The sequence below is a fragment of the Actinacidiphila sp. bgisy167 genome (assembly GCF_057707665.1).
This window is the reverse complement of the sequence record NZ_JBYIQP010000005.1, coordinates 132,032-144,009: the sequence shown is the minus strand read 5'-3', so window position 1 is coordinate 144,009 and position 11,978 is coordinate 132,032. Positions and strand designations below refer to the sequence as shown.

The window sequence follows — 11,978 nt, the reverse complement described above, 5'->3', positions numbered from 1 at the left end:
GGGGGAGGGGGGGCGGGGGGGGGTGTGGGCTTTCCCCCCCCCCCCCCCCCCCCCCCCGACGGCGCGTTCAGGCCTGCCGGCCCGAGCCCAGCCAGTCGGCCCGGGTGCGGGGCATCCCGGAGCCGCCGTCCTTGGTCGGGCGGACGGCCAGGACCTGGTTGACGCCGATCCGGTTCTGTTCGAAGGAGAGCGCGGAAGCCGCCATGTAGAGCCGCCAGACCCGGGCCCGGCCGGCACCGGCGAGGCGGACGGCCTCGGCCCAGTGGGCCTCGAGGTTGGCGACCCACTGCCGCAGCGTCAGTGCGTAGTGCTCGCGGATCGCCTCCACGTCCCGCACCTCGAACCCGGCCTCCTCCAGCCGGGAGACGGTGGAGCCGACCGGGGCCAGCTCGCCGTCGGGAAAGACGTACCGGTCGATGAACTCGTCGACGTGGTACGCCTCCTCGTCCGCCCAGGGGCGGCGGGCGATCTGGTGGTTGAGCAGCCGCCCGCCGGGCCGCAGCAGGGCGTGGAGCACTTCGGCGTACTGCCGGTAGCGCTCGCGGCCCACGTGCTCGGCCATGCCGATCGACGAGACGGCGTCGTAGGGGCCGTCGTCGACCGCCCGGTAGTCCTGCACCCGGATCTCGATCCGGTCGGCCAGGCCCGCCTCGGCGACCCGCTTGCGCGCGTAGGAGGCCTGCTCGGTGGAGAGCGTGACACCGGTGGCGTGGACGCCGTAGTGCTCGGCGGCGTGCATCACCATGGAGCCCCAGCCGCAGCCGACGTCCAGCAGCCTCTGACCGGGACGCAGTTCGAGCTTTCGGCAGATGAGGTCGAGCTTGGCCCGCTGGGCGTCCTCCAGCGTCGCGTCGGGCCCCTCCCAGTAGGCGCACGAGTAGACCATGGACGGGCCGAGCACCAGCTCGTAGAAGTCGTTGCCGACGTTGTAGTGGTGACTGATCGCCTGCCGGTCGCGGACCGGGCTGTGCAGCACACCGGAGCGCCTGCGGACCTCCTCCGGCGGCGGGGGCGGCGGCAGGCCGGGGCCGGCCAGGGCGAGGACCTCGCGGGCCAGCCGGTAGGTCGCGGGGTCGCGCGCGAGGCCCAGCAGACGGCGCGGCGCAGCCCCGGCGCGCGCAGCCCCGGGGCCCTGGGCGGGACGCTCCCAGACAAGCCCGGAGAGCAGGTCCAGCGCCTCGTAGAGGTCGCCGTCGACGTCCAGTTCCCCGGCCACCCAGGCGCGGGCCAGGCCGAGTTCACCGGGCTTGTACAGCAGCCGGCGCAACGCCCGGCGGTGCCGTACGACCAGGGCCGGGGTGCCGGGCGGCCCGGTCTCGCTGCCGTCCCACGCGCGGACGCGCAGCGGGATGGGAACGCCGAGCGCCTGCTCGGCGAGAGCGGTCAGTCGTCCGGCCGCATCGGCCATGGCGCGTACCTCCGTGCCTCCATGAAGACGGGTCCACTGGGCTGGGAAACCGATGCGTGATACACCGACATTCCCGCGCCACCGCTTCTTTGCCTCTACCCATCTCATGTCCTGTGCCCCGGAACCAGGGACACAGGCACGACGAAGGGCGCCCGCCCCACGGATGGCGGACGCCCTTCGGCCGTACTCCTGCCTGTTCGGCACCGGCCCGGCCGGGACCTGCCCGGCCGCAGCTCAGTACCCTTCCGGCACCGGGCTCAGGCCTTGGCCTCTGCCTTGGCCTTGCCGCTGTCGGCGGTGACCGCCGCCGGGACCGGCGGCTTGGCGGCCTCGTAGAACTCCTCGCGCGGGTTCTCGATGGCGCCGAGCGAGACGACCTCGCGCTTGAGGAACATCCCCAGCGTCCAGTCGGCGACGACGCGGATCTTGCGGTTGAAGGTCGGCACGGCCATGCCGTGGTAGCCGCGGTGCATGTACCAGGCCAGGCGGCCCTTGAACTTCAGCTTGAGCTTGCCGAAGCGGATCAGGGCCACACCCTTGTGCAGGCCGAGGCCGGCCACGGCGCCGAGGTTGGAGTGCTTGTACTCCTTCTGCGGGAAGCCGCGCATGCCGGACACCACGTTGTCGCCGAGCACCTTGGCCTGGCGCAGCGCGTGCTGGGCGTTCGGCGGGCACCAGGCGCCGGGGCCGGAGGCCAGGTCGGGGACCTGGGCGTTGTCGCCGGCGGACCAGATGTAGTCGGTGCCCTGCACCTGGAGCGTCGCGGCGGTGTCCACGTGGCCGCGCGGTCCGAGCGGCAGGCCGTACTTGGCGAGCGCCGGGTTGGGCTTGACGCCCGCCGTCCACACGATGGTGGAGGCGTCGACCTCGAGGCCGTTGGCGAGCACCACGTGCTTGTCGACGCAGGAGCTCATGGAGGTGCCGAGGTAGACCTCGATGCCGCGCTCGCGCAGGTGCTCCAGACCCCAGGTGCCCAGCTCGGGGCCGACCTCGGGGAGGATCTTGTCGGCGGCGTCGACGAGGATGAACCGCATGTCCTCGCGCTTGACGTTGGTGTAGTACTTGGCCGCGTCGCGGGCCATGTCCTCGACCTCGCCGACCGTCTCGGCGCCGGCGAAGCCGCCGCCGACGAAGACGAAGGTGAGCGCCTTGCGGCGGACGTCCTCGTCAGTGGTGGAGTCGGCCTTGTCGAGCTGCTCCAGCACGTGGTTGCGCAGGCCGATGGCCTCCTCGACGCCCTTCATGCCGATGCCGTGCTCGGCGAGGCCGGGGATCGGGAAAGTGCGGGAGACGGCGCCGAGCGCCACCACCAGGTAGTCGAAGGGCAGTTCGTAGGTCTCGCCCACGAGCGGCTCCACGACCGCGACCTTGCGGTCCTGGTCGATGCTGGTGACCCGGCCGGTGAGGACCTCCGCCTTGGGGAGCACGCGGCGCAGCGGCACCACGACGTGGCGGGGGGAGATGCTGCCGGCGGCGGCTTCCGGCAGGAAAGGCTGGTACGTCATGTACGAGCGCGGGTCGACGACGGTCACCGTCGCTTCCGCGTAACGCATCTTCTTGAGGATGCGCCGCGCCGCGTACAGGCCGACGTACCCTCCGCCTACTACGAGGATCCTGGGACGCTCCGTGGTGCTCATGGCTTCGAGTATTCACCACGCCCCAGGGGGTACCTCGTGAGCCCCTTCACAAGGTTTGGGGCGCCCTCTGCTAAACTGCGCCGCTTCGTGATCAGAGACACAGGAGCGGGTGGGAACCCCGCAGATCGCACGGGCGTTGAGCGGCCGTTGTGACCAGCGGCGATCGCCCGCCGCGGAGCCCGCGCCACCGTCCCGCAACACCGCCGAAACACCGCCGCAGCAAGGGTTCGCCCGACCTCGGGCGCCCCTCACACCGGACAGTTGGGCCGTCCGGCGGGAACTTTCATGTGAAGAAATTCACGAACTTCGCGGGGCGGGCGTGTCACGCCCGCCCCTGTGGTCCGCTCAGATGCTAAAGCCCCTGCTCAGGCGATGCTTGCGCGATGCCGTCGAGGATCGCGCGCAAATGCGACTCTTGGAGCGACCACGTGTACACGTGAATGCGTACACTGATGTCATGACTGAGCACACCGTGACCGTACGGGAAGCCCGCGCGCACCTCGCCGATCACATCAACCGGGCCGAGGAAGGCGTTCCGACCGTCATCACGCGCAACGGCGCTCCGGTGGCGGCCGTGGTTCCGATCGCAGACTTCGAGGCGCTGGAAGAAGCGGCCGACGTCATGTTGGCGCGCGAAGCCGAAGCGGTCCTGACCGAGGGTGGCCCCACCGTGACGATGGCGGAACTGCTGGCGGATCTGTTCACCGAGCACGACGGCGACGCGGCGTGAAGTACGCCTTCCGGTTCACCGCGGCAGCGCAGCGGCAGCTTCGGGCCATCAGTCGGCCCGACGCCATGCGCATCCTGACCGCACTGACCGCGCTCGGCGACGACCCGTACCGCGAGGACGCCGACGTCAAGAAGCTCACCGGCCCGTCGGGGCTCTACCGGCTCCGGGTCGGAAGCTACCGGGTCGCCTACCAGATCAACGATGGTGAACTCGTCGTCCTCGTCGTCAAGGTGGGCGACCGGCGGGACGTCTACCGCAACCTGTAGGCAGTCGGGCCGGAGACCGGGCGATTTTGTCGGGGTGGCCTACGACGGCGTCTCGGCCGCGTGAAAGGCGATCCCGTCGAGGATGTCGTGCTCCGAGACCACGGCCTCCCGGGCACCCGTGCGTTCCATGATCCGCAGCAGCACCAGGGCCCCGGCGCCGATCACGTCGACCCGCCCGGGGTGCATCACCGGGATCGCGGCGCGCTCGGCGTGCGTGGCCGACAGCAGGCGGGCGCTGATCTCGCGCACCGTCTCGACCGGGATGCGGGAGTGGTGGATGGCCGTCCAGTCGTAGCTGGGGAGTTCCAGCGCGATCGCGGCGACCGTGGTCACCGATCCGGCCAGCCCAACGAGCGTGCGGGCCTCGCGCAGGGGGACTGTCCGCTCGGCGAGATCGAGGGCGGCGTCGATGTCCCGCGTCATGGCGGCGATCTGACCGGCCGTGGGCGGGTCGGTGACCACGCCGTCGCGGACGAGGTGGCGCTCGGTCATCCGCACGCAGCCGACGTCGACCGAGCGCGCGGCCGTGACCCGGTCGTCGCCGACGACGAACTCGGTGGAGCCGCCGCCGATGTCCACGACCAAGAAGGGGCGTTCGAGGTCCGTCCGCCCGGCCAGCTCCTTGGTGGCGCCGGTGAAGGAGAACTCCGCCTCCTGGTCACCACTGATCACCTCGGGCTCCACGCCGAGGATGTCGACCACCCCACGCACGAAGTCGTCCCGGTTGGAGGCGTCACGGGAGGCGGAGGTGGCCACGAAACGGACCTCGCGCGCCTCCAGTTCCGAGATCACGGCCGCGTACTCGCGGCAGGCCGCGAAGGTGCGCTCCAGGGCCTCGGGGGCGAGCCGGCCGGTGCGGTCCACGTCCTGGCCGAGCCGGACGACGGTCATCCGCCGGTCGAGGTCCTTGATCTCGCCGGTCGCGGGGTCCGCGTCCGCGACGAGCAGACGGATGGAGTTGGTGCCGCAGTCGATGGCGGCGACCCGGGTCACCGGTTCTCCTCCTCGTCCTGTCCGGCGCCGCCGCAGGGGCTCACGCACGGCCCCTTGCGCCACCACTCGGGCAGCATCGCGATCGTCTCGTCGCCCAGCGGGTTCACCCCGGGGCCCGCCGCGAGGGAGTGGCCGACCAGGACGTGCAGGCACTTGACCCGGTCCGGCATCCCGCCGGCGCTGGGGAAGCCTTCCAGGACCTCGATGGCGTCCCGGCGGGCGATGTAGTCCTCGTGCGCGGCGCGGTAGGCGGCGGCCAGCTCCAGGTCCTCGGCGAGGCGGGCCGTCATCTCCTTCATGACGCCCTCGGCCTCGAGGGTGCCGATCGCCGAGGCGGCGCGCGGGCAGGTCAGGTAGTACAGCGTCGGGAACGGCGTCCCGTCCTCCAGGCGCGGGGCGGTCTCCACCACGTCGGGGTTGCCGCAGGGGCAGCGGTGCGCGATGGCCCGCAGGCCGCGCGGCGGGCGGCCGAGCTGCTCTTCGAAGGCGGCGATGTCCGCCTCCGTGGGCGGGGCGTGCTCGGTCTGCGGCGGGGGCGTTTCCATGCCTGGGCGTGTCTCTTTCGGGGGGTGCGTCAACGGTGGGCTGCGGTGGCGGCGGCGTCCGCGTGGTCGACGCCGTCCCACAGGTTGGCGTACCAGGGGCGGCGGGCCGCGCTGTCCCTGCGGCGGGCGTCGGTGTTCTCGGGGGCCGCGGCCCCGCTGGGTTCCACCACCGTATACGCCGTCTCGCCCGGCAGTACGTAGTGCAGCCGGGCCCGGGCCTGCGCCTTGACGTACTCCGGGTCCTGCCAGCGGGCCTTCTCCTCGCGCAGCTCGTCCACCCGCTTGCGCGCCTGCTCGGCCTGCTTGCGCTGGTCGGCGATCTGCGAGCGCTGCGCGACATACTGCCGCATGGGGTAGGCCAGGGCGACGATCAGGGCGCAGACCACCAGCGCCAGCAGCGCGGCCCGACCGGTCAGCCGGCTGCGGCCGCGGCGCAGCGAGGGCCGCGGGCGGCCGGCCGCGCGGTAGACGCGGGCCTGCGCCTGTGCCCCGAGGGCACGGATACGCGTCGCGGTGGAGAAGCGATCCGGCACGTGCACCTCCGGTGGGGGTTCGGGTGGCCCTAGCCGCGCCGGGTGCCGCCCGCCGCGGGCGCGGCGGGCGGCACCGGACGGCTCAGCCCTTGAAGCGCGGGAAGGCGGAGCGGCCGGCGTACACTGCGGCGTCGTCGAGGATCTCCTCGATGCGCAGCAGCTGGTTGTACTTGGCGACGCGCTCGCTGCGCGCGGGGGCGCCGGTCTTGATCTGGCCGCAGTTGGTGGCGACGGCGAGGTCGGCGATGGTGACGTCCTCGGTCTCGCCGGAGCGGTGCGACATCATGCACTTGTAGCCGTTGCGCTGGGCCAGCTCGACGGCGTCCAGGGTCTCGGTCAGCGAGCCGATCTGGTTGACCTTGACCAGCAGCGCGTTGGCGGTGCCGCTGTCGATGCCGCGCTGCAGCCGCTCCGGGTTGGTGACGAACAGGTCGTCGCCGACCAGCTGGACCTTGTCACCGAGCTGCTCGGTGATGGTCTTCCAGCCGTCCCAGTCCTCCTCGTTCAGCGGGTCCTCGATGGAGACCAGCGGGTACGCCTCGACGAGCTCGGCGTAGTACGCGGTCATCTCGGCCGCCGACAGGGTCTTGCCCTCGAAGGAGTAGCCGCCGTCCTTGTAGAACTCGGAGGCCGCCACGTCGAGCGCGAGCGCGATGTCCTGGCCGGGCTGGTAGCCGGCCTTCTTGATGGCCTCGACGATCAGGTCGAGGGCGTCACGGTTGCTCGGCAGGTTCGGGGCGAAGCCGCCCTCGTCGCCGAGGCCGGTGGACAGGCCGCGCTCCTTCAGGACCGCCTTGAGCGTGTGGTAGACCTCGGCGCCCCAGCGCAGGGCCTCGGAGAAGGACTCCGCGCCGATGGGGGCGATCATGAACTCCTGGATGTCCACGTTGGAGTCGGCGTGCGAGCCGCCGTTCAGGATGTTCATCATCGGGACCGGCAGCACGTGGGCGTTCGGGCCGCCCAGGTAGCGGAAAAGCGGGAGGTCGGAGGCCTCGGAGGCGGCGTGGGCCACGGCCAGCGACACACCGAGGATCGCGTTGGCGCCGAGCGAGGACTTGTCCGGGGTGGCGTCCAGGTCGAACATCGCCTGGTCGATCAGGCGCTGCTCGGTCGCGTCGTAGCCGACCAGCTCGGGGCCGATCTGCTCGATGACGGCCAGCACGGCCTTCTCCACGCCCTTGCCCAGGTAACGGCCCTTGTCGCCGTCGCGGAGCTCGAGGGCCTCGAACGCACCGGTGGACGCACCGGAGGGGACGGCTGCACGGCCTGTGCTGCCGTCGTCGAGGCCGACCTCGACCTCGACGGTGGGGTTGCCTCGCGAGTCGAGGATTTCCCGGGCTACGACGACGTCGATGGACGGCACGTGAGTCTCCTTCTGGATGTCTCTTCGTTTCGGCATGAGCCTAACCGACCCGAAAAGCCCCAGACGGGCACGCTCGGGGGATGGACACGCCCGTGCTCGGTACGGAGGCGAAAGTTCAGCCCGATGTCAGCCGGCGTCCGCCGGGCGGGGCGGGGTCCTGCCCGGCGGACGCCCGGCGGCTCAGCGGCCGAGGACGAGGGACGAACCGGGGCTGATCAGGTTCGGGTCGTCACCGATGACATCGCGGTTCGCGTCGTACAGGCCGCGCCAGCCGCCCGTCACATGCTGCTCCGCCGCGATCTCGCTGAGCGAGTCGCCCTCCCGCACCAGGTAGTGGCCGCCGGTGCTGCTCCTGGCGCTCGCGGCGCTCGCCGTGCCCCGGCCGTCGCCGGCCTTCCCGGCGTCCTCGTGCGTGTCGGGGGCGAGGTGGATGACGCCCCAGGCGGCATCTCCCTCGACGAAGTGGGTCGGCAGGCCCGCGCGGTCGTGCCGCTGCTCCCCGGCGGAGCCCGTGGCCGGGTCCACCCTGACGGTGCCGGTCTCGGCGCCGTGGGGGGCGCCCGCGTCCGGCTTGCGGTGCTTGCCGGGGCCCTTGGCCTGGTCGCCGGCGGAGGGGGTCACGGTGCCGACGGGGCCCTCGGTCGGGTCGGCGTCCGGCGTGGCGGTGCCGGTGCCGTCGCCGGCCGCCGGGGTGGTGGTGTCGTCACCGGCGGCCGGGGCGGTGGTGTCGGCGGTGGTGTCGTCACCGGTGCCGGTGGAGTCGTCCGTCGAACCGCTCGTCGGCGCGCCCGTCGAGTCGCCCGCTCCCTGGTCGCCGTCGCCGGTGCCGTCGCCGTCGCCGGCGCCGTCGCCGGTGCCGTCGCCGCCGTGCAGCAGGTCGTCGACGGCGCCGATGAGCCCGGAGGACTCGGCGCAGCTGGACCAGGCGTCCGGGCCGAGCTCCGCGAGGATCTTCTCGGCCACGGTTATCTGCTCGTTGCGGCTGGCGAGGTCGGGGCGCTCGGCGTACTGGCGACCGCCGTACTGCTGCCAGGTCTCCTCGGTGATCTGCAGACCGCCGTAGAACCCGTTGCCGGTGTTGGAGCTCCACAGACCGCCGCTCTCGCACAGGGCGACGGCGTTCCAGGTGCTGTTGGCGTCCGCTGCGCTCGCGCCGCCCGCTGCGAAGAGGGGGAGCGTGAGGCCCGCCCCGGTCGCCGCGACCGCGACCACTGCGGCCGGGGCCTGACGCGGCTTGCGGTGTCGGCCGTTCCCGGACTTCAGCATGCGCCATCGCCTTTCAGGTGCGAAATACTGCGATGGCGACAGACGGTAGTCGCCTTGGCCCATGCATCACAAGTCGGTGTCTCACGGATCACGCGGAGATCACGTTGTGACGCCGCGTCAGTCCCGTTCCGGGGTGAAGGACACCGGCAGAGTCCGCAGACCGCGCATGATCAGGCCGCCCCGCCACCTCAAGTCGGCCGGATCGGCGGCCAGTCGGAGGTCCGGCAACCGGGTCAGCAGCGTGGCCAGCGCGGCCTGCGCCTCGAGCCGGGCGAGCGGGGCGCCGAGGCAGTAGTGGATGCCGTGACCGTAGCCGAGGTGCTGGTTGTCGCGGCGTGACAGGTCCAGGGTGTCCGGATCGGCGAAGCGGGCCGGGTCGCGGTTCGCGGCCGCCAGGACGACGAGGACCGGGTCGCCGGTGGCGATCGACTTCCCGCCCACGGTGAGCGGTTCGGTCGCGAAGCGCCAGGTGGCCAGCTCCACCGGGCCGTCGTAGCGCAGCAGTTCCTCCACCGCGGTGCCGAGCGGCTCGCGCTCGCCGCGGGCGAGGGAGTCCTGGAGCAGGCGCCGCTGCTCCGGGTGGCGCAGCAGGCTGTAGGTGCCGTTGCCGATGAGGTTGACGGTCGTCTCGAAGCCCGCGAAGAGCAGGATGAAGGCCATCGCGGCGGCCTCGTTCTCGGTGAGGTGCTCGCCGTGGTCACTGGCCCTGATCAGCCCGGAGATCAGGTCGTCGCCGAGCTCGGAGCGCTTGCGGTGGATCAGCTCCAGCAGGTAGGCGCGCATCTTCTTCACCGAGCGCGCCACTCCCCCGCGCGGCCCGCCGCCGTGCCGGATCATCATGCCCGCCCAGTCCCGGAAGTCGTCCTGGTCCTCGGCGGGGACGCCCAGCAGGTCGCAGATGGCGTAGATCGGCAGCGGGAACGCGAACTCATGGATGAGATCCGCCGACCCCTCGGCGGCGAAGCCGTCGATCAGGCGGTCGGTGAGCTCCTGCACCCGCGGCGCGAACTCGGCCACCCGGCGCGGGGTGAAGGCCTTGGAGACCAGTCGCCGCAGCCGGGTGTGGTCGGGCGGGTCGATGTTGAGCAGATGCGTCATGAGGTCGGCGCTGCGCTCACCGGGGATGCCCACCTTGCCCTTGGCGTGGGCGCGTTCGGAATGGTGGACGGGGTTCTTGCTGAGCCGCGCGTCGGCGAGCGCCTGCCGGGCGTCCGCGTACCGGGTGACCAGCCATGCCTCCACCCCGCTGGGCAGGGTCGTGCGGTGTACCGGTGAGTGCTCGCGCAGCCAGGCGTACGCGGGGTAGGGGTCGGTCGCGAACTGCCAGGTGAACAGTTCGGGTGCGGCCGGGGTGCCGGGGTCGGGGGTCACGCTGTCATGCACCCCATGACGTTAGCCGCTCGCGGCTGAGCCGGTCGGCGAGCCGGGTGGTCTCCGGGAGGCGGTAGTCGGGCGCGAGGGCCAGCACATGCCGGCAGGCGGTGTCCAGGTCGATGCCGTGGCCGGTCGAGACGTAGACCGGCTTGACCCCGCTGCGGGTGCGCAGCACCCGGCCCACCACCTCCCCCGCGTCCACCAGCGGCGCGGTCGCTCCCCGGGCCGCACCGAGCGCTTCCGGGTCCCAGGCGCCGACGAACGGGGTCTTCGCCACGCCCGCGGCCGGGAGGCCGGTGATCACCCCCAGGTGGCAGGCGAGCCCGAAGCGCCGCGGGTGCGCGAGGCCCTGCCCGTCGCAGAGCAGCAGGTCGGGGGTGAGGGTGAGCTGCTCCAGCGCGTCGATCAGCACGGGCAGTTCGCGGAAGGCGAAGAGCCCGGGCACATACGGGAAGCCGGCCCGGGCGGTCGCCGTCACCTGCTCGACGGGGGCCAGCGTCGCGGTGTCGAGCACGACGACGGCCGCGGCGACGGTGTCGCCCTCGAAGCCGTGGCCTCCGCCGTACGCGACGTCCAGCCCGGCCACGTATCGGGGCCGCTGCGGGCCGGGACCGCGGTGGTCCGCCAGCGGGCGCAGCCGGTCCTGCAGGGCCAGGGCCTCCGCCTCATCGCGCGGCCAGGCGTGCGGTACGTCGATGCGCATGGCCGCCAGACTAGGCGTACTCGGCCGTGGGCCCCGAGGGCGGCCCGGCACGCGCAGCGCCCGCCCCCCGCAGCCTCGTGCCCGGCCCGCGGGGCGCGCGCGCCGGACTGCGGAGCTTCGGCTGAGCGCGCGCGGCCGCTGGGACGGGCCCTCCGCGAAGCGGGAGCGCGTTCGTGCTCTGCCCGGCTCCCGCCGGGGACGCGTGGGGGGTGTACCGGCCGGAGACGCACCCGAGGGGGGCCGATTCCACGGAGGTGCGAACGGGCGACGGGCGCGGCTCACCGCAGCGTCCAGGTCCCACTGGTCCGGCGGCAGGGCGATCGCGGGCACCCGGTCGGTGACACTGGCCCCACCTGCCGGATCACGGCGTCCTGGCTCTGCCGCAACACCCCGCGCGGGCCTCGCGGAAGGCCACGGCTCCGGTGCTCAGGGCGCCGGCCACGCCATGGTCACCACCCCACGACCAGAACCCGTGCAGCGCCGCGCGCGAGGCCGGGTCGCCGTGCGCCGACCTGACATGCCCTTGCCACAGGCCGCCCGCGGCAAGGGGGCTGGGCCTCAGCGCCCTTCGTGGCCTTCCTTGCCGCTCTCCTCCTGCCCCGGCCCGGAACGGGTCGGTGCGCCTCTCGGCGCCCCGCCCGCCCCACCGGCGGCGGCCGCCGGACGGCGGCTCTCTCCGGGGCCGCGGGTGCTCTCGGGGGTGCCCTCCTGTGCGCGGCGGGCGGCCTGGGCGCCACCGGTGACGCCCTCCGGGCTGCTCACTCCGTGGGAGCCCCAGTTGCCGAAGCCCTTGAGGGAGTGCGGAAGGCGCCGGATGCCGTCCTGAGGCCATTCGTCGGGCTCCCGCCATTCGGTGAGCGAGTGCCGCTCGCCCTCCTGATGTCCGGGGCCGTGGTCAGGTGGGGTAGGCCGCCCGTACTCCTCGCGCGTGTGCCAGGCCCCGCCACGGGGCTGCGGCTTCTGCTCGGGGGGCGGTTCCTTACTTCGGGCCCACATCCCGATCGACACCGCCCCGACGAGGATCCCGACCAGGAAGATGCCCACCACCAGCGGAGCGATGCCGACGAGGTAGTCGTGCGGCACGGCCAGCTGCATCTGCTCGAGTGCTCGCATATGACCCTTTTACCCGCTTCGCCCAGGCTGACGCACGGGCGGAGGAG

At 72.6% G+C, this 11,978-nt stretch carries 12 protein-coding genes; 2 read left to right on the top strand and 10 right to left on the bottom strand.

The features are described from left to right. Nucleotides 1-67: 67 nt before the first annotated feature. Together AC3ET4_RS03575 and AC3ET4_RS03570 are read right to left on the bottom strand one after the other, a co-directional pair. Nucleotides 68-1,408 carry a class I SAM-dependent methyltransferase gene (locus AC3ET4_RS03575; RefSeq protein ID WP_431945737.1) on the bottom strand — a complete coding sequence of 447 codons (1,341 nt, stop codon included), beginning with the start codon at nt 1,406-1,408 and terminating at the stop codon, nt 68-70. Nucleotides 1,409-1,665: 257 nt separating this feature from the next. Continuing rightward, entirely contained in the window at nt 1,666-3,045 is a 1,380-nt protein-coding gene (locus tag AC3ET4_RS03570; RefSeq protein ID WP_431945735.1) for an NAD(P)/FAD-dependent oxidoreductase, read from the bottom strand. A gap of 457 nt (nt 3,046-3,502) precedes the next feature. Between AC3ET4_RS03570 and AC3ET4_RS03565 the strand changes: the two genes are divergently transcribed. Next, nucleotides 3,503-3,775 carry a type II toxin-antitoxin system Phd/YefM family antitoxin gene (locus tag AC3ET4_RS03565; protein ID WP_431945733.1) on the top strand — a complete coding sequence of 91 codons (273 nt, stop codon included), beginning with the start codon at nt 3,503-3,505 and terminating at the stop codon, nt 3,773-3,775. Continuing rightward, on the top strand, nt 3,772-4,041 hold the full coding sequence (locus AC3ET4_RS03560) for a type II toxin-antitoxin system RelE family toxin (RefSeq protein ID WP_431945731.1): 270 nt from the start codon (nt 3,772-3,774) through the stop codon (nt 4,039-4,041). Before AC3ET4_RS03565 ends, AC3ET4_RS03560 begins: the two co-directional genes overlap by 4 nt. Nucleotides 4,042-4,080: 39 nt before the next feature. On the opposite strand, the gene AC3ET4_RS03555 is transcribed toward AC3ET4_RS03560, so the two are convergent. The 8 genes from AC3ET4_RS03555 to AC3ET4_RS03520 form a co-directional block, all read right to left on the bottom strand. Beyond that, complete coding sequence (locus AC3ET4_RS03555; protein ID WP_431945729.1) at nt 4,081-5,034, bottom strand: Ppx/GppA phosphatase family protein; 954 nt, start codon at nt 5,032-5,034, stop codon at nt 4,081-4,083. Continuing rightward, nucleotides 5,031-5,579 carry a DUF501 domain-containing protein gene (locus AC3ET4_RS03550; protein WP_431945727.1) on the bottom strand — a complete coding sequence of 183 codons (549 nt, stop codon included), beginning with the start codon at nt 5,577-5,579 and terminating at the stop codon, nt 5,031-5,033. Before AC3ET4_RS03550 ends, AC3ET4_RS03555 begins: the two co-directional genes overlap by 4 nt. A 29-nt stretch (nt 5,580-5,608) precedes the next feature. Beyond that, nucleotides 5,609-6,112, bottom strand: a complete 504-nt coding sequence (locus AC3ET4_RS03545) for an FtsB family cell division protein (protein WP_431945725.1) — start codon at nt 6,110-6,112, stop codon at nt 5,609-5,611. An 82-nt stretch (nt 6,113-6,194) separates the two neighbouring features. Then, a complete protein-coding gene (eno, locus tag AC3ET4_RS03540; RefSeq protein ID WP_431945723.1) occupies nt 6,195-7,475 on the bottom strand; it encodes a phosphopyruvate hydratase in 1,281 nt (426 codons plus the stop codon). Between the two features lie 180 nt (nt 7,476-7,655). Then, on the bottom strand, nt 7,656-8,741 hold the full coding sequence (locus AC3ET4_RS03535) for a transglycosylase family protein (RefSeq protein ID WP_431945721.1): 1,086 nt from the start codon (nt 8,739-8,741) through the stop codon (nt 7,656-7,658). Between the two features lie 117 nt (nt 8,742-8,858). Beyond that, nucleotides 8,859-10,124: a cytochrome P450 family protein gene (locus AC3ET4_RS03530; RefSeq protein WP_431945719.1), complete on the bottom strand. Its 1,266-nt coding sequence runs from the start codon at nt 10,122-10,124 to the stop codon at nt 8,859-8,861. Beyond that, entirely contained in the window at nt 10,117-10,818 is a 702-nt protein-coding gene (locus AC3ET4_RS03525; RefSeq protein WP_431945717.1) for an endonuclease V, read from the bottom strand. The genes AC3ET4_RS03530 and AC3ET4_RS03525 overlap by 8 nt, the downstream gene beginning before the upstream one ends. Before the next feature lie 558 nt (nt 10,819-11,376). Further along, nucleotides 11,377-11,931 carry a DUF6479 family protein gene (locus AC3ET4_RS03520; protein WP_431945715.1) on the bottom strand — a complete coding sequence of 185 codons (555 nt, stop codon included), beginning with the start codon at nt 11,929-11,931 and terminating at the stop codon, nt 11,377-11,379. Nucleotides 11,932-11,978: the final 47 nt, after the last annotated feature.